Source organism: Blastococcus goldschmidtiae, assembly GCF_031845325.1.
Classification (GTDB): Bacteria; Actinomycetota; Actinomycetes; order Mycobacteriales; family Geodermatophilaceae; genus Blastococcus; species Blastococcus goldschmidtiae.
Map to the genome: position 1 here is coordinate 57463 of NZ_JAVREI010000003.1, position 24727 is coordinate 82189.

Sequence of the window (24727 nt, forward strand, 5' to 3'; positions counted from 1 at the left end):
GCAGCGAAGTCATCGGCCGTGCGGTGTCCGCGTCCGAGGCGATCGGTTCCGGCCCCCGTTCCCGCCGCGAGCGTCGTACCGTTCCTGGGGTGACGGACACCACCGGCGTCGCTGCCGGACCGACCACCCCATCCCCCGCTGCCACGACGCTGGGCGAGCTGCGCGCGAGCGGCGCCGTGCCCCGCCCCGTCAAGGGCGAGATCCGTGCCAACCTGCTCGCCCGCCTCGGCCGCGGCGAGCCCAGCCTGCCGGGCATGGTGGGCTTCGAGGACACCGTGCTGCCCGAGGTCGAGCGGGCCCTGATCGCCGGGCACGACCTGGTGCTGCTGGGCGAGCGGGGGCAGGGCAAGACCCGGCTGATCCGCACGCTGGTGGGGCTGCTGGACGAGTGGACCCCGGTGCTGACCGGCAGCGAGCTCAACGAGCACCCGCTGGCCCCGATCAGCGTCTGGGCGCACCGGCAGATCGCCGAGCACGGTGACGCCACCCCCGTGGGCTGGCTGCACCGCAGCGAGCGCTTCGGCGAGAAGCTGGCCACCCCGGACACGAGCGTCGGCGACCTCATCGGCGACGTCGACCCGATCAAGGTGGCCGAAGGCCGGACGCTCGGTGACCCGGAGACCGTCCACTACGGCCTGGTGCCGCGCACCAATCGCGGCATCTTCAGCGTCAACGAGCTCCCGGACCTCGCCGAGCGGATCCAGGTGGCGCTGCTGAACGTCCTGGAGGAGCGCGACATCCAGATCCGCGGCTACCGCGTCCGCCTGCCGCTGGACCTGCTGCTGGTCGCCAGCGCCAACCCTGAGGACTACACCAACCGCGGCCGGATCATCACCCCGCTCAAGGACCGCTTCGGCGCCGAGGTGCGCACCCACTACCCGATCGAACTCGCCGACGAGATCCAGCTCCTGCACCAGGAGGCGCAGACCTCCGCCCTGGGCGGCGACGGCCAGAGCGCGCCCCTCGTGCCCGAGCACCTGGTCGAGATCGTCGCCCGCTTCACCCGACTGGTCCGCGAGTCGACGCACGTCGACCAGCGCTCCGGCGTCAGCGCGCGCTTCGCCATCGCCGGTCTGGAGACCGTGGCGGCCTCCGCCGTCCGCCGGGCGGCCATCGCCGGGGAGAGCCGTCCCGTCGCCCGCGTCGTCGACCTCCCCAGCGTCGTCCCCGCCAGCCGCGGCAAGGTCGAGTTCGCCGACTCCGGCAGCGACAACGACGACGGCAGGGAGCTGGAGATCCTCGACCACCTCCTCCGTCAGGCGACGGCGCAGACGTTCCGCGCCCGGTGCGCGGGCCTGGACCTCGCCGGCCTGCAGGAGCACTTCACCGGCGGCGAGACGGTCGAGTCCGGCGAGCTGGTGAGCGCACCGGCCCTGCTCGGGCAGCTGGGCACGATCCCGAAGCTGGCCGAGCTGCTGGGCCGGCTCGGCGTCCCCGAGGGCGACCAGTCCGCCGAGCAGGCCGCGGCCGCGGTGGAGTTCGCCCTGGAGGGGCTGTACCTGACCCGGCGGCTGGCCAAGGACACCGACGGCGGCCGCACGATCTACGGGGCCTGACATGGGCGCGTTGGGCGGGTGGCTGAGATGAGGCGCAGCCCCAAGGGCTACCGCTACGGACGCTGGCGCGGCGGACCCGACCCGCTCGCGCCGCCCTACGACCTGGGCAACGCCGTCGACGAGATCGGCGACTCCGTCCTGGGCGGCAGCGGTGTGCGCGAGGCGCTCCGGGAGCTGCTCCGCCGCGGCGCCGAGGGACGCCGGGGCCTGGACGAGCTGCGGCGCTCGGTCCGCGAACGGCTGCGCAAGGCCCGGACCGCGGGCCGGATGGACGGCACCCTGCAGGAGGTGCGCGAGCTGCTGGACCGGGCGGTCGAGGCCGAGCGCCGGGCGCTGTTCCCCGATCCGGACGACGCCGCCCGGCTGGCCGAGGGCGAGCTCGATGCGCTGCCCGAGGACACCGCGGGCGCGGTGCGCGCGCTCAAGGACTGGCAGTGGCGGTCCGACGAGGCGCGGCAGGCCTACGACCAGATCCAGGACCTGCTCCGCCGCGAGGTGCTCGACAGCTCCTTCGCCTCGATGAAGCAGGCACTGGAGAACGCCGGCGAGCAGGACATGCAGGCGATCAAGGACATGGTCGCCGACCTCTCGCAGCTCGTCGACGCGCACAACCGCGGCGAGGACACCGACGAGCGCTTCGCCGACTTCATGGACAAGCACGGCCAGTTCTTCCCCGACGACCCGCAGACGGTCGAGGAGCTCATCGACTCCCTCGCCCGCCGCGCCGCGGCGCAGGAGCGGATGATGGCCGGGCTCTCGCCCGAGCAGCGGGCCGAGCTGGCCGACCTGATGGCCCAGACCATGGAGGACATGGGTCTGGCCAGCGAGATGGCCCACCTCGGTGACGCGCTGCGCCAGGCCCGCCCCGACCTGCCCTGGGGACGGCGGGGACAGGTGCCCGACGGCGAGCAGGCCCTGGGCATGGGCGACGCCACCTCCGCCGTGGCCGAGCTCGCGGACCTCGAGGCGCTGTCCAACCAGCTCTCGCAGGGGTACGCGGGCGCCTCGCTGGCCGACATCGACGAGGAGCTGCTCGAGCGCGCGCTCGGCCGGCCCGCCGTCGACGACCTCGCCGCACTGCGGCAGATGGAGACCGAGCTCGAGCGGCAGGGCTACCTCAACCGCTCCGGCGGCAAGCTGGAGCTCTCCCCCAAGGCCGTGCGCCGACTCGGGGCGACCGCGCTGAAGCGGGTCTTCGCCCAGCTCGACGCCGCCGGCCGCGGCGACCACGACGTCGCCGACGCGGGATCGGCCGGCGAGCTCACCGGCAGCTCGCGCGAGTGGCGGTTCGGCGACGAGCAGCCGTTGGACGTCGTCCGCACGGTGAAGAACGCGGTCCTGCGCACCGCCGGCGAGCCCCGGCCGGAGCACCAGCGCCGGGTCCAGATCGCCGTCGAGGACTTCGAGGTGGTGGAGACGGAGCGGCGCACCGGGGCGGCGGTCGCCCTGCTGGTCGACCTGTCGTACTCCATGGCGCTGCGCGGCACCTGGGGCGCGGCCAAGTCGACGGCGATGGCGCTGCACTCGCTGGTCACCACCCGATTCCCGCAGGACGCCATCGAGATCATCGGGTTCGCCTCGACCGCCCAGGTGCTCAAGCCGTCGACGCTGGCCGAGCTGTCGGTGGACACCCTGCAAGGCACCAACCTGCAGCACGGCCTGATGCTGGCACGGCGGTTCCTGGCCAAGCACCACGACGCCGAGCCGGTCGTCCTGGTGGTCACCGACGGCGAGCCGACGGCGCACCTGGAGGACGACGGGACGCCGTTCTTCTGCTGGCCGCCGATGCCCGAGACCATCGCCCGGACGGTCGCCGAGGTGGAGCGGGTGGCCCGGTCAGGCGCCACGGTGAACGTCTTCGCGCTCGACCCCGACCCCGGCCTGGTGCACTTCGTGCACGACCTCACCGAGCGGGCGGGCGGACGGGTGTTCACGCCCGACAGCGACCGGCTCGGCGAATTCGTGGTGGCCGACTACCTGCGCTCCCGCCGCGGCCGCCGCACCCGCTGACCGCGGGCGGACACCGGACGGGGTGGAACCGTCATGACCGGCGGGACGGCCGGTCTCGTCGTCGGCGAGGCCACCGCGGAGGCGACGTACCCGCTCCGGCGGGACGTCCTCCGCGCCGGGCGGCCCGGCTCGTGGCCCGTGGACCCTCCGGGCACCCTCCACCTGGCCGCCCGGACCGCGGACGGACGGGTCGTCGGCGTCGTCCGCTTCGTCCCTGCCGCCTGCCCGTACCGGCCACGAGCCCGTGCCTCCTGGCAACTGCGCGGCATGGCCACCGACCCGTCGGTGCGCGGCTCCGGCGTCGGGCGCGCCGTCGTCCGGCTCGGGCTCGCCCGGGTGACCGGGCGCGGCGCGGACGTGGTGTGGTGCGACGCCCGCGCGAGCGCGGCCGGCTTCTACGCGCGGATGGGCTTCACGGCCGTCACCGGGCCGTTCGACCGGCCGGCCACCGGCCCGCACGTGGGCATGGTGGTCGACATCGGCCGGGTTCCGACGCCCTCCGGCTGGGCTCTGGGGAGCGCCGGTACGGAGCCGCGCATGCGCTGAGTTCCGTCCTCTCCTCCGGTCTGCAGCACATGACCGAGTACGTGCAGGCACCGGACGGCACCCGGATCGCCGTCGACCGCGCAGGGGCGGGCCAGCCGCTGATCCTGATCGGTGGCGCCGGCCAGTTCCGCGCCGTGGACCCCGACACCCGCGAGCTGACCGGCGAGCTGGCCCGCCGTGGGTTCACCGTCCTCCACCACGACCGGCCGGGGCGAGGTGACAGCGCCGGCGACCCACCGTTCGGGCTGGCCCGGGAGGTGGCGGCGGTGAGCGCGCTGATCGACGCCGTCGGCGGCCGCGCCTGGCTGTACGGCAGCTCGTCGGGCGGCGCGATCGCGCTCGCCGCGGCGGCCGAGCTACCGGGGGTCGAGCGGTTGTTCCTGTGGGAGGTGCCGCTCGGGCCGGAGTGCGGCACCGACGGCGCCGAGCACCTCGCCGCCGTCCGTGCGCTCGTCGCGGCCGGCGACCGGGAGGGGATCTGGCGGCTCTACACCGACGGCATGCCACCGGAGTGGTTCGAGGACATGCGCTCCGGCCCTGGAGGCCGACGCCGAGGCGCTGGCCCGCGCCGAGCGGACCGACATCCCCGGCAGTGGGCACCGCTGGCGGGTTCCCGACCTCGCCGACCAGCTGGCCGCCCGCCTCCCGGCCGCGGTCAGCGGCGTTCCTGCTGGGCGTCGCTCGAGCTGATCCCCGGGATCGCGCCGGCGCGGAAGGCGTCGACGAAGTGCCGGAAGTCCTCCTGGGTGCGCCGGGCGTAGGAGTGCGCGAACCCGACCAGGTCCTCCACGAACTCCTGCCGTCGTCCGCCGAGCATGGCCACGATCGCCTCCTCGGTCTGGAAGGGGACCAGCGTGTGGTCGCTGTCGGCGTCGCCGACGCAGTGCAGCTTCGCCGTCGCGCGCCCGAGCTGCTCCAGGACCGGCCGGATGTCGGCGGGCTCGGTGAGGTCCTCCCAGTCCAGGTCGAGCTCGTAGGGCGACAGCTCGGCGACGACGAAGCCCGTCCCCCGGATCTCCGTGTGACCCAGGAACTGGGAGGCGTGCGACTGCAGCGCCCGCCGGCTCACCGCGGTCCGGTGCCCCTCGTGCTCGAAGTACCCGCGGATCTCCGGGTCGTCCACGATCCGGCTGGGGGCGGGCACGTTGCCCTGCTTGATCGACAGCACGACGTCGTTCTCCAGCGCCTCGTCGTACCCCTCGAGAAGCACGTTGTAGGCCGGCAGCCCGGCGCTGCCGATGCCGAAGCCGCCGGTGCCGATGAGGTCCTTGACCTCGTAGGCCACCTCCCGCCGCCACGGCCGCGGGGGCAGCGTGGCCTTGTACCGCTCCAGCGCCTCGAGCACCTCGGCGTGCTCGGCGTCGTCCAGCCGCCGGTTGCGCGGGGAGTCGGCGAAGCGCCGTTCGTGCTCCTCGATCACCGTCATCCGCTGCAGCAGTCCCAGGCGGGTGCGGGTGGCCGTCGCGCGGATCAGCTCGTGCACCGCGCCGTGGGTGTTGCCGACGACGAGGGCGAAGTCCCGGTCGGCGTCCGAGCGGGTGAAGGCCTCCACCTGGTCGAGCCAGGCGTCGAGGTAGACGGTCAGCAGCTCGCCGATCACCTCGTCGGAGAAGGCCTTGCGCCAGGCCATGAGGGCGAAGCTGGCGGCGAAGCGTCGCAGGTCCCAGCTGACGTGGCCGAGATAGGCCTCGTCGAAGTCGTTGACGTCGAAGACGATCCGGCCGTTCGCGTCCATGTAGGTGCCGAAGTTCTCCGCGTGCAGGTCACCGTGGATCCACACCCGGGACGTCCGCTCGTCACACCAGCGGTCCTCGCCCGTCGCCATGTCGGCGTAGAACAGGCAGGCGCTCCCGCGGTAGAAGGCGAACGGGTCCGCGGCCATCTTGCGGAACTTGGTCCGGAAGGCGTCGGCGTCGGCAGCCATCAGGTCGGCGAACGCGTCGACCAGGACGTCGACGATCAACCGGCTCCGGTCGTCGGCATCTGTGGGCTGGGTCACACCTGAGGGGGAGAGGGCCACAGCTTGCACGGTAGGCGGTCGATAACCTCGGTGGGCACGACCGTGATCGGCCCAGACGACGACCGGGAGGAGGCACCGTGATCCGAGCGAGCGCAGCCCGCCGGCTGGCGACCGGCGCCGCCTACGGCGGTGGCGGGGTCACCCTGGCCGGCGCCGTCCTGGTCGCGCTGCTCCGCGAGGAGGCCCGCGCCGCACGGCGGCGCGTGGACGCTCGACGCGAGCCGGATCCGCCGTCGGGCAACGGCGTGTACGGCCGGGGGCGCGGCACACCGATCTCCTTCACCGTGCTCGGGGACTCCAGCGCCGTCGGCCTGGGCGTCGACCGCGCCGCCCAGACACCCGGTGTCCTCATCGCCTCGGCGCTGACCGAGCTCGCCGAGCGGCCCGTGCGGCTCACCCGGCTGGCCGTGTCCGGCGCGAAGTCCCCCGAACTGGACGCGCAGGTCGATGCCGCGCTCGAGGAGCGGCCCGACGTCGCGCTGATCATGATCGGCGCCAACGACGTCACCAGCCGGACCCGGCCGGCGGTCTCCGTCCGCCACCTCGGGGACGCCGTCCGGCGGCTCACCGCCGCCGGCGCCGAGGTGGTCGTGGGCACGTGCCCCGACCTCGGCACGATCCGGCCGATCGGCCAGCCGTTGCGCACGCTCGCCCGCCGCTGGAGCCGGCAGATGGCCGCCGCCCAGACCATCGCCGTCGTCGAGGCGGGCGGCCGCACCGTCTCGCTGGGCTCGGCGCTCGGACCCACCTTCGCCACCGACCGCTCGCTGTTCAGCCGGGACGAGTTCCACCCCAGCGCGTACGGCTACGCGCACGCCGCGGCGGTGATCCTGCCCTCGGTCGCCGACGCGCTCGGCGTCTGGCCGGCCGCCGCCGACCGTCGCCGGGGCCCGCTCCGGCGGGAGTCCGTGCGTCCGGTCGCCAGCGCGGCCGCACGCGCCGCCAGCCGCACCGGCAGCGAGGTCCAGCCCGCCGAGGTCGCCGGGCAGGGTGCGGAGCCTCGTGGCGGATGGGCGCTGCTGCGCCGTCGCCGCCCCTCCGAGATCTCCGCCGTGGAGCAGGCAGCGCAGCTCGAGCAGGCGGAGCAGGAGCCGGTCGCCACCTGACATCCGGCGGTGATGCGGGCCACAGAGCCGACGCTGGTGTGCCGCGGCTCATAGCGCGCGGAGGGGCGGGGGTAACTTCAAGGGCGACCCGACGTCCGGCGATCGCGGCCGGACCCCCTCATCGTGGAGGATTCATGCCCGAAGCAGTCATCGTCTCGACCGCCCGCTCCCCCATCGGCCGCGCCTTCAAGGGCTCGCTGAAGGACATGCGCCCGGACGACCTCGCCGCCACCATCGTGCGCGCCGCCCTCGACAAGGTCCCGTCGCTCGACCCCCGCGACATCGACGACCTGATCCTCGGCTGCGGCCTGCCCGGGGGCGAGCAGGGCTACAACATGGGCCGCGTCGTCAGCGTCCTCATGGGCATGGACCACCTGCCCGGCACCACGATCACCCGCTACTGCTCCTCGTCGCTGCAGACCACCCGCATGGCCATGCACGCCATCAAGGCCGGCGAGGGCGACGTCTTCATCTCCGCCGGTGTGGAGATGGTCTCGCGCTTCGTGAAGGGCAACAGCGACGGCCTGCCGGACACGAAGAACCCGGCCTTCGCCGACGCCCAGGCCAAGGCCGCCAAGGCCGCCGAGAGCGGCGCCGACACCTGGACCGACCCGCGCGACGGCGGCGACATCCCGGACGTCTACATCGCCATGGGCCAGACGGCCGAGAACCTGGCGCTGATCAAGGACGTCTCGCGCCAGGAGATGGACGAGTTCGCCGCCCGCAGCCAGAACCTGGCCGTCGAGTCGATCGACAACGGCTTCTGGGCGCGGGAGATCACCCCCGTCACGACCCCGGACGGCACCGTGGTCAGCCAGGACGACGGCCCCCGCCGCGGCACCACCGTCGAGGGCCTGTCCGGCCTCAAGCCGGCGTTCCGCCCCGACGGCCGCGCCACCGCCGGCAACGCCTGCCCGCTGAACGACGGCGCCGCCGCGGTGATCGTCATGAGCGACACCAAGGCAGCCGAGCTGGGCCTGACCCCGCTGGCCCGCATCGTCTCCACCGCGGTCACCGGCCTCTCGCCGGAGATCATGGGCTACGGCCCGGTCGACGCCTCGAAGCTGGCGCTCAAGCGCGCGGGCATGAGCATCGACGACATCGACCTCGTGGAGATCAACGAGGCCTTCGCCGCTCAGGTCATCCCGAGCTACCGCGACCTGAACATCGACATCGACAAGCTGAACGTGAACGGTGGCGCCATCGCCGTCGGCCACCCGTTCGGCATGACCGGTGCCCGCATCACCGGCACGCTGATCAACGGCCTGCAGACCCGCGACAAGACGTTCGGTCTCGAGACCATGTGCGTCGGCGGCGGCATGGGCATGGCGATGGTCATCGAGCGCCTCTCCTGATCCTGCGCTAGCCCGACAGTGGCCCGGCTCCCCTCGGGGGCCGGGCCACTGTGCTGTCGGGCACGGCCCGACGGAGTGCGCGGATGCATCGCCCGAGAGCCGTGGACGACGCATCCGCGCACCCTGTCGGCGCACCGACCCCGGACATGGCAGTGGCCCGGCCCCCTCGCGGGGACCGGGCCACTGCCATGCGGTGCGAAGTTCAGCTCACTCGCGGAAGTAGCTGAGCAGACGCAGGATCTCGATGTACAGCCAGATGACGGTCACGAGCAGACCGAAGGCGATGTACCAGGCGAACTTGGCCGGAGCACCGCGACGGATGGCCTCGTCGGCCAGGTCGAAGTCCAGCAGCAGGAAGAACGCCGCGACACCGATCACCAGGAGGCTGAAGCCGATCGCCAGCGGACCGCCCTCACGCAGACCCAGACCACCGTCGATGAAGAAGCTGGCGAGGAGGTTCACCACGATGAGCGCCAGGACGCCGATACCGGCGGCCAGCACCCACTTGGTGAGCTTCGGGGTGACCCGGATGGCGCCGGTCTTGTAGACGATGAGCATCCCGGCGAACACACCGAAGGTGCCGACCAGCGCCTGCACCACGATGCCGGGGTAGAGGCCGTTGAAGACCTCGCTGATCGCGCCGAGCGCGACGCCGTACAGCGCGCCGTACGACAGCGTGGCCACCGGGTTGGCGATCTGCTTGAACGCGATCACCAGGCCCAGGACGAAGGCCACGAGCACCGCCGGGAGGGCGAGGCCGAGCGCGACGTCCTCGGGGAGCAGCGCCCAGGTGACGGCCGCCGAGAGCACGGTGACCAGGAAGGACAGGCCGGTCTTCTGGACGACGTCGTCCATCGTGAGGTACTGCGTGCCGGTCGCCGCGTAGGGCGACGGTGCGGCGTAGGGGTCGGTCGGGGCGGGGGCGCCGTACTGGCCGGGCGCGCCGTACTGGGGCTGAGCTCCCCAGCCCGCGTTCTGGCCGTTGCCGGCGCCGCCGAGGCCCTTGAACGCCGGGTTGCTGCTGGGCATCGTCATCTCCTCGAGGTGACCGCTTGGATCGTGGGGTACACGGTGGTGCACTCCACTCGGTCTGGTCAACGCTCCGGCGGTCCCAGTAGTTCCGGCGTGTCACACCCGTCATCCCTGGTCGCCCCAGGCGTTCCGCTGGTGCCCCCGGTCGGGTTCGAACCGACGCTGGAACCCTTTTAAGGGGTCTGCCTCTGCCAGTTGGGCTACGGGGGCGCTTCGATCTGCGGTTGCCTGGCCTGCACGCTAGCGCCGCCGGGTCAGTGGGCCGAGCCGGCCAGATCCGTCGCCCGGGTGAGGACGGCGTCGAGCATCGGTTCGGTGAGCTTGCCGGTGAAGGTGTTCTGCTGGCTGACGTGGTAGCTGCCCAGAACGGAGAGCGGTCCGCGCGGTCCCGCCAGCTCCACCTCGGCCCCGTGGCCGAAGACCGGGCGGGGCCGCGGGATCGCGTAGCCGGCCGCGGCGAGCACCGGCCACAGCGCCGTCCAGCCGAACCCGCCGAGCACCACCACGACCCGCAGCCGCGGCAGCAGGTCCAGTTCGCGGGCGAGCCACGGCGAGCAGGTGTCGCGCTCCTCGGGGGTGGGCGCGTTGCCCGGCGGGGCGCAGCGCACCGCGGCGGCGACCCGCACGTCGCTCAGCTCGAGGCCGTCGCCGAGGTGCGTGGACGTCGGCTGGTTGGCAAGCCCCGCCCGCCACAGCGCGGCGAAGATCCAGTCGCCGCTGCGGTCGCCGGTGAAGACCCGCCCGGTGCGGTTGCCGCCGTGGGCGGCCGGCGCCAGGCCGACGACGGCGATGCGCGCATCCGCGGGCCCCAGGCCCGGCACCGGCCGGCCCCAGTAGTCCTCGTCCCGGAACGACGCGCGCTTCTCACGGGCCACCTGCTCCCGCCACGCGACCAAGCGGGAGCAGGCGTAGCAACCGGAGATGCGCTCGTCGAGGACGGCGAGCGCGTGCGTGGCTCGCGCGGAGCGCTGCACCCCGGCGGGAGTCCGCGTGACGGGGAACCCGCCGGCATCCAGTGCCATGGCACGAAGCAGAACATGCCCGTAGCCACCCACGGGCAGCGGGTGCACCGGGCCGGCAGCTCTGGCGGACCACGACCGGGCCCTGCCATCCTCGCCCCGTGCAGCGGCCACCGGACTTCTGGGCGGGGCACAGCCACCTGTGGGACGAGTGGGTGCGCGACCACGGTCTTCCGGAGCTGCCCCGCACGCCGGTCGCCTTCGGGGACTCCGTGCCGGTGGCGTACTGGGTCGGGGTACGGACAGCGGCGGTGCTGCACCTCTACCGGTCGCAGGACGAGGGAGCCCCCGAGCCGCACACGGGTACCGACCTCCGGCTCCTCGCCATGGTCGGGGACGGCTGGGAGTACCGGGGCGGCCTCAGGAGCTGGTCCGCGGACGAGCTCCTGGTGCCGCCGGTGCCGGCCCGCGAGGTGCGCCTCGACTATCAGGTGTGCGACTGGCGGGCCCCGGACGACGACGGCTGCAAGGCGCTCTACGGCGTGGTCGGCGTCGACGCGGCGATCGCCGAGGTCGAGCAGCTCGGCGAGCTCACCCGACGGACCGTCGAGGCGCCGACGGGCCTGTTCGTGGTGAGCGTCGTCGCCGATGCGCCGTGCACCGTCCGCATCCTCGATCGGGACGGCGAGGTGCTCGCCGAGATCGAGGAGCCAGCCGGGGTCGAGGGCGTGCCGCGGCGGGCGTGACCCGTCAGCCGCGGGCGAGGCGCAGGGCGATGCCGTCGAGGATGTCGTGCTCGCTGACCACGACCTCGTCGAGGCCGAACTCGTCCATCAGCACCCGCAGGATCAGCGCGCCGGCGCCGATGACGTCGACCCGGCCGGGGTGCATGACCGCCAGCGCGGCCCGCTCGGCCCGCGGCATCGCCAGCAGCGTCTCGCTGACCCGGCGGACGTCGGCGAGGGGGATCCGGGAGCCGTGGATGGCCACCGGGTCGTAGGCGGGCAGGTCCAGCGCCAGCGCCGCGACGGTGGTGACCGAGCCGGCCAGTCCGACGAGGCTGGCGGCGTCGGCCACCGGCACCACGTCCCTGACCAGCGCGAGGGCTGCCCGGATGTCGGCGACGGTCGCCTGCACCTCGGCGGCCGAGGGCGGGTCGCCGTGCAGCCGGCGCTCGGTCAGCCGCACGCAGCCGATGTCGACCGAGCGCGCCGCCCGCAGACCCGAAGCGTCGCCCAGCACGAACTCCGTCGACCCGCCGCCGATGTCGACCACGAGGAACGGCGCTCGCGGCGCCGGAGTGCCGTGCGCCGCGGCCGCCGACTCCAGGGACGCGGTCGCACCGAGGAAGGAGAGCTCGGCCTCCTCCCGGCCCGGGACGACGTCGGGCAACCGCCCGAGCGTGGTCAGCACCATCTGCTCGAAGTCGGCGCGGTTGGCGGCGTCGCGGGTCGCACTGGTCGCCACCATGCGGACGTCCTCGGCCCCCAGATCGCGAGCCGTCGCGGCGTACTCGGCCAGCACGACGCGGGTCCGCTCGATGGCTTCCGCAGCCAGCCGGCCGGTCGCGTCGACGCCCTGGCCCAGCCGGACGACCTCCATGCGGCGCAGCAGGTCGGTGGCCCCACCGGCGGGCGGCACGTCGGCCACGAGCAGCCGGATGGAGTTGGTCCCGCAGTCGATGGCCGCGACCCGGGTCATCCGTCCCCCTCGGGGAGCGCGCAGGGGCCCTTGGCCCACCACTCCCCCATCCCGGCGACCGCGCGGTCGCCGATCGGGTTCGCCCCGGGTCCGGCGGCCAGCGCGTGACCGGCGAGCGCGTGCAGGCACTTGACCCGGTCGGGCATGCCGCCGGCCGTCGCGCGGGTGGGGAGCACGTCCTTGGCGTCCCGCTCGGCCAGGTAGGCCTCGTGCGCCGCCCGGTACGCGGCGGCCAGCTCCGGGTCGGTGGCGAGCTCGTCCTGCCACTCGCGCATCCGGCCGGCCGACTCGAGCCGGCTGGCGGCGGCCGAGGCCCGGGGGCAGGTGAGGTAGTAGAGCGTCGGGAAGGGGGTGCCGTCCTCGAGCCGCGGCGCGGTCTCCACGACGTCGGGCTGACCGCACGGGCAGCGGTGCGCGACGCCCTCGAGGGCGCGCGGCGGCCGGCCCAGCTGCCGCTCGACGACGTCGCGGTCGGCGGGGGTGATCGGCTCGCTCACTCCTGGGGCTCCTCGGGCAGGTCGCCGTCGGCCCGGGCGACCGACTCCATCAGCCCCTGGAACCACGGCTGCGGCTCCGCGGGCGCGGCCGCCTCGTCCAGCGTCCCGGCGTCGCCCTCGACCGCCTCGCCGTCGACGACGACGACCAGCCGGTCACCGGGCAGCACGTAGGTGAGCCGCTCCCGGGCCTGCTGCTGCGTCCACGCCGGGTCCCGCTGCCGTTCCAGCTGGGCCTCGAACTCGGCGGCCCGCCGGTCGAGGGCCTGCCCCTCGGCGGTGAGCTCGACCAGCTCCTGCTGCCCGGCCAGGTACTGGCGGAGCGGGCCGGCGAGGGTCAGCGCGAGCAGCAGGACCAGCGCGCCCAGGAGCACCGCCCGCCCGGTGAACAGCGGACGCCGCCGGACGGTCGCCGCGGGAGCGGTCCGTGCCGGCCGGCGCGCCGCACGGCGCTCCCCCGGCCGTCGCGTCGGGTGCGGCGTCCCCGCCCGCAGCCCGGTGCGCACCGGGCGGGTCGTGTGGACCCGCGGTGCGCGACCGGTGCTGCGGGAGCCGGGCGGCGGTGTCCCGCCGCGCCGGCCGCGGACGCTGCTCATGTGCGACCGATCAGCCCCGGGTCAGGCGGGGGAAGGCCGCCGCACCGGCGTAGCGGGCGGCGTCGTCGAGCTCCTCCTCGATGCGCAGGAGCTGGTTGTACTTGGCCACCCGCTCGCTGCGGGCCGGGGCACCGGTCTTGATCTGCCCGCAGTCGGTGGCGACGGCGAGGTCGGCGATCGTGGTGTCCTCGGTCTCGCCCGAGCGGTGGCTCATCATCGAGCGGTAGCCGCTGCGGTGGGCGAGGTTGACCGCGTCGAGGGTCTCGGTCAGCGTGCCGATCTGGTTGACCTTCACCAGCAGCGCGTTGGCCGCGCCGCGGGCGATGCCGTCGGCCAGCCGGGTCGGGTTGGTGACGAAGAGGTCGTCGCCCACGATCTGCACCCGGTCGCCGAGCGCGGCGGTCATCGCGATCCAGCCGTCCCAGTCCTCCTCGTCGAGCGGGTCCTCGATCGAGACGATCGGGTAGCCGTCGACCAGGCCGCGGTAGTAGTCGACCAGGTACTCCGCCGAGCGCGTCTGGCCCTCGAAGTCGTAGCCGCCGTCGGTGTGGAACTCGCTGGCTGCGACGTCGAGGGCGAGGGCGATGTCGGTGCCCAGCGAGTAGCCGGCCTTCTCCACCGCTTCGGCGATCAGGTCGAGCGCGTCGCGGTTGCTCGGCAGGTCGGGAGCGAAGCCTCCTTCGTCACCCAGGCCCGTGGCCAGGCCGCGCCCCTTCAGCACGCCCTTGAGCGCGTGGTAGGTCTCGGTGCCCATGGCCAGCGCCTCGGCGAAGGTCCCGGCGCCGATGGGGGCGATCATGAACTCCTGCACGTCGACGTTGCTGTCGGCGTGGGAGCCCCCGTTGAGGATGTTCATCATCGGCACCGGCAACAGGTGCGCGGACGGGCCGCCGACGTAGCGGAACAGCGGCAGACCGGCGGAGTCGGCGGCGGCTCGCGCGACGGCCAGGCTCACGCCCAGGATCGCGTTCGCGCCCAGGCGCGACTTGTCCGGCGTGCCGTCGAGGTCGATCAGCCGTTGGTCGACCAGCCGCTGCTCGCTGGCCTCGTAGCCGACGAGCTCGGGGCCGATGACGTCGAGGACGCCGTCGACGGCCTTGGTGACGCCCTTGCCGCCGTAGCGGCTCCCACCATCCCGCAGTTCCACCGCCTCAAAGGCGCCGGTGGACGCGCCGCTGGGGACCGCCGCACGGGCGATCGTCCCGTCGTCGAGGGCGACCTCGACCTCAACGGTGGGGTTTCCGCGCGAGTCGAGGATCTCCCGCGCGCCTACGGCATCGATGCTCGGCACGGGGGCAGCCTAACCAGCGCGCCCGACCGCGCTCATCAGCCGCGCGGTCGCGGCCGTTCCTCGTCCCCCTGCCCCGCCCGTCGGGGACGGCGTCCTGCACCGCGGGACGCCCGCGGAAGGGTGTCCTCCATGACCACCGCAGAGGCCCGTGTGGCCCGCCCCGGCAGCCGGCCGTCGCTGGTCCTCGCCGTCCTGCTCGTCGCCGACCTGCTGCTCATCGCCGCGTCCGTCGAGGCGCAGCGGCGGGGGTGGTCCGACGGCCGGTACCGGCAGTGGTTGCTGCGCACCGAGAACGGATGGCCCGAGCAGTTCGCCTACGCCAAGGAGGCCACCTCCGCCGGTCTGCTGCTCCTGCTGTGGCGGCGGACCCGCGGCGGGGTGTTCGCCGCCTGGGCGGCGGTGTTCGCCTGCGCCCTCGTGGACGACCGCCTGCAGATCCACGAACGGGCCGGTGGCTGGCTGGCCCGGCAGCTGTCGCTCCCGGAGGGGATCGCCGGACTGCGGGGGCAGGACCTCGGCGAGCTGGCGATCTGGGGGGTGCTCGGGGTGTTCCCGCTGGTCGCGGTGGCGGTGCTGCACCGCCGCAGCCCCGACCAGGTCCGCGCGGCCAGCCGGGGCATGGCCGTGGTCGTGGCGGGCTACGCCTTCTTCGGTGTCGTCGTCGACCAGCTCCACTCCATGACACTGGGCGGCCCCCTCGATCGGACGCTGGGCATCCTGGAGGACGGCGGTGAGCTGGTGCTGCTGAGCGTCGCCGTCGGCTACGTCGGTGCTCTCCTGGTGGCGGCGCGCCGGACCCGGCCCGCGCCCGAGGATCAGGAGGTGGCGCGCTCGGCGGCCTCGGCGTCCAGTTCGCCGGCGTAGCGCCGCACCGCCTCGCGCAGCGCGTCCTCGACGTCCCAGCCGCGCGCCTGCGCCGCCGTCACGACGCCCAGCAGCTGCTCGCCGAGGGCCTCCGGGCTGTCGACGGCGAGCTCGGCCGCCCCGGGCGTGGGCAGCCCGGCCCGTCCCGCGCGCCGGACCAGGGCCGCGCCCCACGAGGCCGCCGGCTGCGACCGGGAGACGCCCTCGGTCGGCGAGCGCCGCTGCTTCTCCTGCTGCTTGATCTCGTCCCAGCCGGCCTCCACCTCCGCGACATCACGCGGCCCGGCGTCCCCGAACACGTGCGGGTGCCGGCGGACCAGCTTGTCGACCAGGTCCCCGGCCACCGCGTCGACGTCGAACCGCCGCCCGGGCTCCGCCTCGGCCGCCACGCGGGCGTGGAAGACGACCTGCAGCAGCACGTCCCCGAGCTCCTCGCGCATCGCCACCGGGTCGTCGTCGACGATCGCGTCGTAGGCCTCGTGCGCCTCCTCGAGCAGGTAACCGCGCAGCGAGGCGTGGGTCTGCTCGGCGTCCCACGGACAGCCGCCGGGCGAGCGCAGCCGGTCCATGACGCGGACGACGTCGAGCAGGCGGGCACCGGGCGGTTCCGGTGCGGCGGCGATCACCTCGACACCGGGGAGCTCGTCCGCGCCGTCGGTGAGGAGGACGACGGCATCGGGCCGGGCCAGCGCGGCCGCGGTGTCCTCGACGTCCTCGACCCGCCGGCCGGCGGCCCGCAGTGCCTCCGCGGTGCCGGAGGCGCCGGGCAGGGCGATCACCGGGTGGTCCCCCAGCGCCTGCCAGGCGGCGGGCTCCAGCAGGCCGGGCAGCCGGGGACTGACGACCACGGCGCGCACGACGGGCACCGGCGTCAGTCCTCCGTGCCCAGGAGCTGGACGACGCCGCCCTCGAGGGGGACCACCGACCCCTCCTCCAGCTCCCCGTACCGGGGGTTCACGTCGATGTCCAGGCCGTCCCGGTACTCGGCGAGGACCTCCTCGCCGGCCGCCGCCGCCTCGTTCAGCGCCGCCGCCTCCAACTGGGGCCGCACGTCCTCGAACGAGGGGACGACCGGCTCGCCGACCGCGACCACGAGCACGCCGGGAACCCCCTGGACGGTCGTGGAGAAGATGCCGCCCGCCGGCGTGTCCGCGACCCGGGCGGCCAGGTCGGGCGCCTGGGCGGCGAGCTCGTCGATCGCGGCGGGCTGCGGCGCCGGCGTCGTCGCCGGACCGGGGTAGGAGGCCGCGACCTCGCCGTAGCGCTCGGGGTCGGCCAGGAGGTCCGCCACCGTCGCGTCGGCCGTGGCCTGGTCGGGCACGTTGATGATGCCGAGCTCGACCCGCTCCGGCTGCTCGGCCAGACCCTGCTCGTAGGTGGCGCGCAGTGCTGCCGCGGTCGGCTCCTCGGCCTCTCCCTCGGCCACGGCGATGGCCTGGAGCAGCGCGACCTGCCGCACGCGCTCGAGGGTGTCCTCCCGGCTGTAGCCCTGCGCCCCGGCCTCCTCGACGTACGCGTCCGGCTCCTGATCACCCAGGAGGATCTGGAACAGCTCGGGCAGCCCGCGGGGGTCGGGGTCGACGCCGTAGTGCTCGGCGGCGGAGTCGAAGACCGCGGCGCGCACGAGCTCGGTGAGGACCAGCCGGTCGTAGGCGGCGCCCTCGCCAGCGGCCACCGACGGGTCGTCCCGGCGGGCGTCCACCGCATCCTGCAGCTCGTCGACGGTGATGGTCTCCTCACCGACGTAGGCCGCGACGTCCGGGGAGGTCCGGCACGCGGCCAGAGCGGGCAGGGCGAGGGCGACCAGCATCCCGGCGGCCACCACCCGGGGAGCGCGAGGCATCAGCACGCCCGCAGATTGCCACACAGACAGCGACTCGCCCGGCTCCCGGCCCTGCTGCAGTAGCCCGCGCCGAGCCTGCGAGGCGTGGGGGGCAGCAGGGTCCTCCTTCAGGAGGCGGCGGCCGCCACGGGCGTGTCGAGTACGGCGGTCAGGGTGGCGCGCAGGTTCTCCAGCAGCGCGATGTCCCGCAGCGGGGTCCGCCGGTCGGGGCCGACCGGCATCTTGAGCGCGATGGTCTCCACCGCCGCCTTGTAGGAGGCCCCGTCGGCGAGGCGGGCCAGCCGCATCTGCTTGGACTCCGGGAGCACGACCGGGCTGATCCGGATGGCACGGCCCTGCAGTGACACCTCGGTGATGCCCAGCGCGCGCATGGCGACGCGGAACCGGGCGACGGCGAGCAGGTTGAGCACCGGGGCCGGCGGGGCGCCGTACCGGTCGGTGAGCTCGTCGAGCACCGCCTGCGCCTGGTCCTCGTCCTGCACGGAGGCCACCTTGCGGTAGGCCTCCATGCGCAGCCGCTCGCCGGGCACGTAGTCGTGCGGCAGGTGCGCGTCGATGGGCAGGTCCACCCGGACCTCGACCGGCTCGGCGGGCGCCTCCTCGCCGGTGACCTGGGCCCGGTAGTCGGCGACCGCCTCACCGACCAGCCGGACGTAGAGGTCGAAGCCGACGCCGGCGATGTGCCCGGACTGCTCGCCGCCGAGCAGGTTGCCCGAGCCGCGGATCTCCAGGTCCTTCATCGCCACCGCCATGCCGGCACCGAGGTCGGTGTTGTTGGCGATGGTGGTCAGCCGGTCGACCGAGGTCTCGGTGAGCGTGCGGGTCGGGTCGTAGGTGAAGTAGGCGTAGGCCCGCTCCCGACCCCGGCCGACGCGACCGCGGATCTGGTGCAGCTGGGAGAGCCCGAAGGTGTCGGCGCGGTCGACGATCAGGGTGTTGGCGTTCGGGATGTCCAGGCCGGACTCGACGATCGTCGTCGCGACCAGGACGTCGTACTCCTTCTCCCAGAAGCCGACCATGATCCGCTCGAGCTCGTGCTCCTTCATCTGCCCGTGGCCGACGGCGACCCGGGCCTCGGGCACCAGGCTCCGGATCTTCGCCGCGGCCTTGTCGATGGACTGCACCCGGTTGTGGATGACGAAGACCTGGCCGTCGCGCAGCAGCTCGCGGCGGATCGCGGCGGCCATCTGCTTGTCCGCCCACGCGCCCACGTAGGTCAGCACCGGGTGCCGCTCCTCGGGCGGGGTCAGGATCGTCGACATCTCCCGGATGCCGGTCAGCGACATCTCCAGCGTGCGCGGGATCGGGGTGGCCGACATCGACAGGACGTCGACCGCCGTCCGCATCGTCTTGAGGTACTCCTTGTGCTCGACCCCGAAGCGCTGCTCCTCGTCCACGATGACCAGGCCGAGGTCCTTCCACCGGGTCGTGGGCTGCAGCAGCCGGTGCGTCCCGACGAGGATGTCGATGTCACCGGCCGCGAGCTGCCGGAGGATCTCGGTGGTCTCCTTCTCCGACTGGAACCGGGAGAGCACCTTCACCGTCACCGGGAACTGCGCCACCCGCTCGGAGAAGGTCTTGAAGTGCTGGTTGGCCAGCAGCGTCGTCGGCACCAGGACGGCGACCTGCTTGCCGTCCTGCACCGCCTTGAACGCCGCGCGGATCGCGATCTCGGTCTTCCCGTAGCCGACGTCGCCGCAGATGATCCGGTCCATCGGAACGGTCTGCTGCATGTCGGCCTTGACCTCGTCGATCGCGGCCAGCTGGTCGGGCGTTTCCTGGAACGGGAAGGCGTCCTCGAGCTCGCGCTGCCAGACGGTGTCGGGGCCGAAGGCGTGCCCCGCCGTCGCCATCCGCGCCGAGTACAGCCGGATGAGCTCGCCGGCGATCTGCTTGACCGCCTTGCGCGCCTTGCTCTTGGTGTTCTTCCAGTCCGCCCCGCCGAGCTTCGACAGCGCCGGGGCCTCGCCGCCGACGTAGCGGGTCAGCTGGTCGAGGGCGTCGGTCGGCACGAAGAGCCGGTCCGGCGGCTGGTTCCGGCGCGAGGCCGCGTACTCGACGATCAGGTAGTCGCGCTGCCCGCCGTTGACGGTGCGGCTGATCATCTCGATGTAGCGGCCGATGCCGTGCTGCTCGTGGACGACCAGGTCACCGGGCTGCAGCTGCACCAGGTCGACGGCGTTGCGCCGGCGCGCCGGCATCTTCACCGCGTCGCGCATCGAGGTGCCGCGCTGGCCGGTGAGGTCATGTTCGGCCAGCAGCGCCAGGCCGACGCCGGGGAAGGCGAAGCCGGTCTCGAGGTTGCCCTGGGTGACCGAGGTCAGCCGCGGCTCGGGCGCGGCGTCGAGGCCGGGCACGAGCGCGGCACCGAGGTCGGCCTCGGCGAACTGGTCGGCGGCGCGCTGGGCGGGGCCCGGGCCGGCGAACGTGACGACGACACGCCAGCCGTCGCGGTGCCAGCCACGCATCGTCTCGATCGCCTTCGGCACGTCGCCGGCGAAGCGGTCGACCACCGTCGCGTCCAGGTTGATCACGCCGTCGTCCGTCGTGTCATCAGCTGTGACGGTGAACGACCCCGTCGTCCACCACGGCAGCCCCCGGCCGCGGGCGGCGGTCTCGACGTCGGCCAGGTCGCGGAACGACGAGGCGCCCAGGTCCAGCGGCGCCTCCCCCGCCTCCGCGGCGGTCGCCCAGGACGCGGCGAGGAACTCCTCCGCGGTGCGCACGAGGTCGGCCGAGCGGCTGCGCACCCTCTCCGGGTCGGCCACCAGCACGTGCGTGCCGGCGGGCACGAGGTCGGTCAGCAGCTGCATCGCCTCGTCCCCGATGAGCGCCGGCGTCAACGACTCCATGCCCTCCACGGCGATGCCCTCGGCCAGCTTGCCCAGCACCTCGATCAGCCCGGGGTGCTCGACGCCCAGCGCCGCCGCGCGGGTGCGGACCTCCTCGGTGAGCAGCAGCTCGCGGCAGGGCGGTGCCCACAGCCGCTGGGGCCGCTCGTCCAGCGAGCGCTGGTCGGCGGCGGAGAAGTAACGCAGCTCGTCGACCTCGTCGCCCCAGAACTCCACCCGCACCGGGTGCGGCTCGGTGGGCGGGAAGACGTCGAGCAGCCCGCCCCGGACGGCGAACTCGCCGCGCTTCTCGACCAGCTCCACGCGGGTGTACGCGGCGTCGGCCAGCGCACGGGCGACGTCGTCGAGGTCGGCGGAGTCCCCCGGCTTCAGCTCGACCGGGACCAGGTCGCCCAGGCCCGGCGCCAGGGGCTGCAGGACGCTGCGCACCGGGGCGACCAGGACGTCGATGGTCCCGTTCTCACCGGGGTGGGTCAGGTCGCGCAGCACGGCCAGCCGGCGGCCCACCGTGTCGGCGCGGGGGCTCAGCCGCTCGTGCGGCAGCGTCTCCCAGGCCGGGAAGGTGGCGATGCGGTGCCCGGGCAGGAAGCAGCGCAGCAGGTCGGCCGCGACGTCGGCATCCCGCTCCCCGGCCGTCACCAGGAGCACCGGCACACCGGCTCCCTGCGCCGCGCCGTCGGCGCGGGCGGCCAGTGCGGCCGCGACGAGGGGCTGCACCGGGGGCGGAGCGGTGACGGCGAGCTCCGCGCTCCCCGCCGCGGCGACGACGCGGGCCATGCCGGGATCGCCGAGGACGACGTCGAGCACGCCACGCAGACTCACGCTGTTCTCACTCCTGGGGTGCCGGGGCCGCACCGCTGCCGCCGAGTGCGACGCGGGGCCGGTTTTCCAGGTTAGTCCGCCCGCCGAGAGCGCCGCCGGGGCCAGCTCATTCGCAGGATCAGCGGACGGGCACGACCCGACGAGCACCTCGAAAGGGGCACGGACGCCGTTCCGGCGGCGAAAAGACGGCTGTGGCGCCCTAGATTCCGCACCGTGAAGCGCCGGGACTTGGTCATCGCAGCTCTCATCGTGGGTGGGCTCGTCCTCGCCTCCGCCGTCGCGGTTGCACGCCTCGCCGGTGACCCGGTCGGGCTACTCACTCGTGACGCGGCGGCCAGCGCGGGCCTGCCTCCGTACACCGGAGTCATCAGCACGTTCACGGTCATGGTGTGGTTCGCCGCCGGCACGCTGTCGGCCTTCATAGCTTGGACGGACGGGAAGCACCGGCGGCGCCTCGCACCCTTCGCTTACCTGCTCCTCGCACTGGCGGCTGACGACGCCCTGCTGCTGCACGAATCCGTCGGGCCGCGCCTGGGCATCCACGAACTCCTCATCTACGCGGTCTACGGCCTGGGCGCCCTCCGCATCGCCTACCTCATGCTCGGCGAGGAGCGGATAGTGGCCCTTGCCTTCTGGACGGGAGCGGCCCTGCTCGCCATCTCCGTCCTCGTCGACGTGGCGTTCCTGGGCGCCTACCTGCTGGAGGACGGCGCGAAGCTGCTAGGGGTCCTGGTCTGGTCCACCGTCCCCCTGCTTGCCCACTCGGCGCCGAGAGCCGCTGTGCCGGTCCTGGGTCTCGACCGAGCCCTCGAACACCGCTCCCAGCCGGGCTGACCGCGTCCGGAGCAGGGTCGGCCCGTCCCGGCACCGAACAGGATCGACCAGTACCGGGGACCGGCGTCGACCGGACACAACCACGGCTCTCGCCGGTGAAGAGTCTCCTGACGGTCGCCCGGCACAGCCCACCCCGAGGAGTGAGCGTCCCGCCGGACGGGGCTCCCCAGCGCTCGTCGCGCCATAGGATCGAGCAAGGAAATGGGCCCGCTGAACAGCGGGAAGGCGCACCCGCGCCTCCGCAGTCGGAGCGGCCGCCGAGCAGGGAGTCGGGGAAGTGGAACTGACGGACTACCTGGCTGCGCTGCGGCGCCGCTGGCTCACCTGGGCCGTGATCTTCGCGTTGAGCATCGGCGCAGCGCTCGTCGCCATCACGACGCTCCCGCGCACCTACCAGGCGACCGCCCAGATCTTCGTCGGCACGGCATCGGACAGCGCGTCCGGCTTCCAGTTCGTGAGCCAGCGAGTCAAGAGCTATCCCGACATCGCCGAGAGCCCGGTCGTCCTCGTACCCGTCATCACGGCCCTGGATCTTCCCGAATCCTTTGAGGAGCTGCGTGGGGCTGTCTCCGCACGCAATCCGACGGACACCTCGCAGATCGAGATCACGGTGACCTTCCCGGCCGCGGAGACGGCGGCGGACATCGCCAATGCCGCGGCCGAGCGCTTCACCCGCACCGTTGTGGAGCTCGAGCAGGGCGCGAGCGAGACGAGTCCGGTGACCCTCACCATCACCTCGCCGGCCACCGTCCCCTCGTCGCCCGTCTCCCCCGTACCGCACCTCCTGCTGGCCCTCGGCTTCGTCTTCGGCTCGTGCGTCGGGGCTGCGGTGGCGATCCTGCGGGATCGCATGGACAGCCGGGTCCACACCGTCGCCGACCTTCGCCGCGCCTGGGGCGCCGATGACGACGACCTGACCGTCATCACGCCGACCACCGGCAGTGCCCGGCGTAGTCGGCTGATCGGGCGACCGGCCACACTCCTCTCGAGGCGCCTACAGGATGCGGCGGAGCTGCAGCCACTTCGGGTCCTCCTGCTGTCGCCCACCGTGGGTGAAGAGGATGTCCGCCGGCTCGCCGAGGACGTCGCCGAGGAACTCACCCGGACCGGGACGACGGCGGTCGTTGCCACCGGACCGGATGCAACCAACGCTTCCCGCGGCCCAGGGAAGCCGGCCGACTGGGTCCGTCTCGTGCTCGGTACGGCGCTCGGCCCTCCAGGGGAGCTGCGCGCATACCGCGGCAAGGACGCCGCCGTCGTCGTGGTCATCGGCGCCGGCCGTGTGCAAGCTGCAGAGCTGTCGGAGGTCCGACGGAGGCTGGACGTGCTCGGTCTCGAGCCGTTGTCCTTCGTCATCCTGCGACCCGGGCCGGGCTCCAGGCTGCGCCGGCTGACAAGCGGGCACGCCCGCATCCCCGTCCGGCGTCTCGCCGTCAAGCGCCCTGCCGGACGCCCGGACGAGGTCGCCGTCCGCGGCTGACGTCGTCCACCTCCGGGCGGGCGCACCGCATTGGAGGAGGCGCCCTTCTCCGGAGTCAGGCCGTGCGCCGCTCGGCGGTCCGATCGATCCGTCGGTCGACCTGCGCGGACGGGAGCCCCGTTCCATGCTCCTCGTCTCTGCCGAGCCGCGCGCGCGAGCCGCCCTCGGCGAGGAGCGATACCGCCAGTAGCACCAGGAACATCGGGGTGGCGTCGAACAGACCGCTCTCCAGGAAGCTGCGGCCGACGAGGAATACGGTGAGCCCGAGGAACAGGACGCGGAAGCGCCGCGGCGCACGCAGCACCGACCGGAGGATCCAGAGCACCCACACCGCCACGGTCACCAGCCCGAGCACGCCCGCCTGGACCAGCGCGGACACCCAGGTGCTGTCGAGGAGCTGCTCATCCCACCACTGCCCCTCGATGGGGATGAGCTTCACCGAGAGGCCGCCACCGAAGGCCCCCTGCCACAACGACTCGGCCCAGGAACCGGCCGCGCGCCACGCGATGAACCGGGACTCGAGGGTGCTCGCACCGGCTCCGTCGCGCTCCGCGAAGCTCGCGACCGCGCCGGTGCTGACCGCCGCCAGAGAGCCGATGCCCGCGAGCAGCAGGCCGCCCACGACCAGCCCGACGGCCGGTCGCCGCAGGTGGAGGGCCATCACCGCCATGGCGAGCACCAGCATGGCCAGCGCCGTGCGTGATCCCGTTGCCCAGATGATGCCGAGATAGACCGTCGCGAGCAGCAGGCCCATTGGTCGTGTCTCGCCGCAGACGGTCCGCCACGCGATCCACAGCACGACCAGCGCCGCGAGCGCCGCCATCTCGTTCGGGTTCAGCGGCGGCACGCCGCCCTCCAGGCGGCCGGAGGTCAGCGTCGACACGCCAGTCGCGGTGGCGACGGCGACGACCACGCCGCAGGCCCAGACGGCGCCGTACAGCACGTCCATCGCGGGCCGGGAGCGCAGCAGGAAGAACACCGTCGCCGCGAGGATCACGATGCGCACGGCTATCACCGCGGTGGGCACGAGGGTGCCGAAGGCGAGAGCTCCGAGCAGACCGCTCACGAGGAGCGTCCCGAGCAGCCACAGTGACCCCGTGCCCACCCGTAGAGCGCGGTCCCGCGGCGGGACGGTGAGGAAGGCCAGCCCTAGCGCCAGCACGCTCAGCGCACCCTTGCCGACGACGACGGCGTCGAGCCCACCGGAGAAGATGTCTCCACGGCGCCAGACCACCGTACTGGCGATCATCAGGAGACTGATGACCGCGACCTTGGGGGACGGGACCGGCACGGCACCTCCTCGGCGGCACGCCAGCCGCACCGGGCAGGATCGTACGGTCATCTGACAGCATCGACGTGGTCCCGG

At 73.6% G+C, this 24727-nt stretch carries 21 protein-coding genes and 1 tRNA gene; 10 read left to right on the top strand and 12 right to left on the bottom strand.

Going from position 1 to position 24727, the window contains the following annotated elements; genetic code table 11:
* Nucleotides 1-89: 89 nt before the first annotated feature.
* From RM425_RS07195 to RM425_RS07210, 4 genes are read left to right on the top strand one after another with little or no spacing between them, the layout of a single operon-like run.
* The gene (locus RM425_RS07195; protein WP_311344511.1) at nucleotides 90-1556 is read left to right on the top strand and encodes a sigma 54-interacting transcriptional regulator; all 1467 of its coding nucleotides are present in this window, start codon (nucleotides 90-92) and stop codon (nucleotides 1554-1556) included.
* 27 nt (nucleotides 1557-1583) lie between these two features.
* Nucleotides 1584-3566 (top strand): VWA domain-containing protein, encoded by a 1983-nt coding sequence (locus tag RM425_RS07200; RefSeq protein ID WP_311344512.1) that lies wholly within the window; start codon nucleotides 1584-1586, stop codon nucleotides 3564-3566.
* Between the two features lie 33 nt (nucleotides 3567-3599).
* The gene (locus RM425_RS07205; protein ID WP_311344513.1) at nucleotides 3600-4112 is read left to right on the top strand and encodes a GNAT family N-acetyltransferase; all 513 of its coding nucleotides are present in this window, start codon (nucleotides 3600-3602) and stop codon (nucleotides 4110-4112) included.
* Between the two features lie 29 nt (nucleotides 4113-4141).
* Nucleotides 4142-4873 carry an alpha/beta fold hydrolase gene (locus RM425_RS07210; protein WP_311344514.1) on the top strand — a complete coding sequence of 244 codons (732 nt, stop codon included), beginning with the start codon at nucleotides 4142-4144 and terminating at the stop codon, nucleotides 4871-4873.
* On the opposite strand, the gene RM425_RS07215 is transcribed toward RM425_RS07210, so the two are convergent.
* Nucleotides 4768-6132, bottom strand: coding sequence for a DUF2252 domain-containing protein (locus RM425_RS07215; RefSeq protein WP_311344515.1), 1365 nt, complete (start codon nucleotides 6130-6132; stop codon nucleotides 4768-4770). The two genes, RM425_RS07210 and RM425_RS07215, sit on opposite strands and share 106 nt — an antisense overlap.
* A gap of 77 nt (nucleotides 6133-6209) precedes the next feature.
* Here RM425_RS07215 and RM425_RS07220 point away from each other — a divergent pair, with 77 nt between their 5' ends.
* Both RM425_RS07220 and RM425_RS07225 read left to right on the top strand, forming a co-directional pair.
* Complete coding sequence (locus RM425_RS07220; protein WP_311344516.1) at nucleotides 6210-7238, top strand: SGNH/GDSL hydrolase family protein; 1029 nt, start codon at nucleotides 6210-6212, stop codon at nucleotides 7236-7238.
* 134 nt (nucleotides 7239-7372) lie between these two features.
* Nucleotides 7373-8593, top strand: a complete 1221-nt coding sequence (locus tag RM425_RS07225; protein ID WP_311344517.1) for an acetyl-CoA C-acetyltransferase — start codon at nucleotides 7373-7375, stop codon at nucleotides 8591-8593.
* A 207-nt stretch (nucleotides 8594-8800) separates the two neighbouring features.
* On the opposite strand, the gene RM425_RS07230 is transcribed toward RM425_RS07225, so the two are convergent.
* From RM425_RS07230 to RM425_RS07240, 3 genes are all read right to left on the bottom strand, one after another.
* The gene (locus RM425_RS07230) at nucleotides 8801-9622 is read right to left on the bottom strand and encodes a Bax inhibitor-1/YccA family protein (RefSeq protein ID WP_311344518.1); all 822 of its coding nucleotides are present in this window, start codon (nucleotides 9620-9622) and stop codon (nucleotides 8801-8803) included.
* 136 nt (nucleotides 9623-9758) lie between these two features.
* A tRNA-Leu gene (locus tag RM425_RS07235) sits at nucleotides 9759-9835 on the bottom strand.
* Between the two features lie 44 nt (nucleotides 9836-9879).
* Entirely contained in the window at nucleotides 9880-10647 is a 768-nt protein-coding gene (locus tag RM425_RS07240) for a uracil-DNA glycosylase (RefSeq protein ID WP_311344519.1), read from the bottom strand.
* A 98-nt stretch (nucleotides 10648-10745) separates the two neighbouring features.
* On the opposite strand from RM425_RS07240, the gene RM425_RS07245 reads away from it, so the two are divergent.
* A complete protein-coding gene (locus RM425_RS07245) occupies nucleotides 10746-11330 on the top strand; it encodes a hypothetical protein (RefSeq protein ID WP_311344520.1) in 585 nt (194 codons plus the stop codon).
* Between the two features lie 4 nt (nucleotides 11331-11334).
* Here the strand turns inward: RM425_RS07245 and RM425_RS07250 are convergent, their stop codons facing one another.
* Genes RM425_RS07250 through eno form a run of 4 tightly spaced genes read right to left on the bottom strand, consistent with a single transcriptional unit; the run spans nucleotide 11335 to nucleotide 14666 of the window.
* Nucleotides 11335-12285, bottom strand: a complete 951-nt coding sequence (locus RM425_RS07250) for a Ppx/GppA phosphatase family protein (protein WP_311344521.1) — start codon at nucleotides 12283-12285, stop codon at nucleotides 11335-11337.
* Complete coding sequence (locus tag RM425_RS07255) at nucleotides 12282-12782, bottom strand: DUF501 domain-containing protein (RefSeq protein WP_311344522.1); 501 nt, start codon at nucleotides 12780-12782, stop codon at nucleotides 12282-12284. The genes RM425_RS07250 and RM425_RS07255 overlap by 4 nt, the downstream gene beginning before the upstream one ends.
* A complete protein-coding gene (locus RM425_RS07260) occupies nucleotides 12779-13375 on the bottom strand; it encodes an FtsB family cell division protein (RefSeq protein ID WP_311344523.1) in 597 nt (198 codons plus the stop codon). The genes RM425_RS07255 and RM425_RS07260 overlap by 4 nt, the downstream gene beginning before the upstream one ends.
* A gap of 10 nt (nucleotides 13376-13385) precedes the next feature.
* Nucleotides 13386-14666, bottom strand: a complete 1281-nt coding sequence (eno, locus tag RM425_RS07265) for a phosphopyruvate hydratase (RefSeq protein ID WP_311344524.1) — start codon at nucleotides 14664-14666, stop codon at nucleotides 13386-13388.
* A gap of 129 nt (nucleotides 14667-14795) precedes the next feature.
* On the opposite strand from eno, the gene RM425_RS07270 reads away from it, so the two are divergent.
* On the top strand, nucleotides 14796-15530 hold the full coding sequence (locus tag RM425_RS07270; RefSeq protein ID WP_311344525.1) for a hypothetical protein: 735 nt from the start codon (nucleotides 14796-14798) through the stop codon (nucleotides 15528-15530).
* Here RM425_RS07270 and RM425_RS07275 read toward each other — a convergent pair.
* The 3 genes from RM425_RS07275 to mfd form a co-directional block, all read right to left on the bottom strand.
* Nucleotides 15482-16396 (bottom strand): MazG family protein, encoded by a 915-nt coding sequence (locus RM425_RS07275; RefSeq protein WP_311344526.1) that lies wholly within the window; start codon nucleotides 16394-16396, stop codon nucleotides 15482-15484. The genes RM425_RS07270 and RM425_RS07275 overlap by 49 nt on opposite strands.
* Nucleotides 16397-16401: 5 nt before the next feature.
* Nucleotides 16402-17379 (bottom strand): hypothetical protein, encoded by a 978-nt coding sequence (locus RM425_RS07280; protein WP_311344527.1) that lies wholly within the window; start codon nucleotides 17377-17379, stop codon nucleotides 16402-16404.
* Nucleotides 17380-17480: 101 nt separating this feature from the next.
* Nucleotides 17481-21047, bottom strand: coding sequence for a transcription-repair coupling factor (mfd, locus tag RM425_RS07285; protein ID WP_311344528.1), 3567 nt, complete (start codon nucleotides 21045-21047; stop codon nucleotides 17481-17483).
* Between the two features lie 213 nt (nucleotides 21048-21260).
* Between mfd and RM425_RS07290 the strand changes: the two genes are divergently transcribed.
* Together RM425_RS07290 and RM425_RS07295 are read left to right on the top strand one after the other, a co-directional pair.
* Nucleotides 21261-21881: a hypothetical protein gene (locus tag RM425_RS07290; RefSeq protein WP_311344529.1), complete on the top strand. Its 621-nt coding sequence runs from the start codon at nucleotides 21261-21263 to the stop codon at nucleotides 21879-21881.
* A 277-nt stretch (nucleotides 21882-22158) separates the two neighbouring features.
* Nucleotides 22159-23361, top strand: a complete 1203-nt coding sequence (locus RM425_RS07295; protein ID WP_311344530.1) for a YveK family protein — start codon at nucleotides 22159-22161, stop codon at nucleotides 23359-23361.
* 55 nt (nucleotides 23362-23416) lie between these two features.
* On the opposite strand, the gene RM425_RS07300 is transcribed toward RM425_RS07295, so the two are convergent.
* Nucleotides 23417-24652, bottom strand: a complete 1236-nt coding sequence (locus tag RM425_RS07300; RefSeq protein WP_311344531.1) for an O-antigen ligase family protein — start codon at nucleotides 24650-24652, stop codon at nucleotides 23417-23419.
* Between the last annotated feature and the right edge of the window lie 75 nt (nucleotides 24653-24727).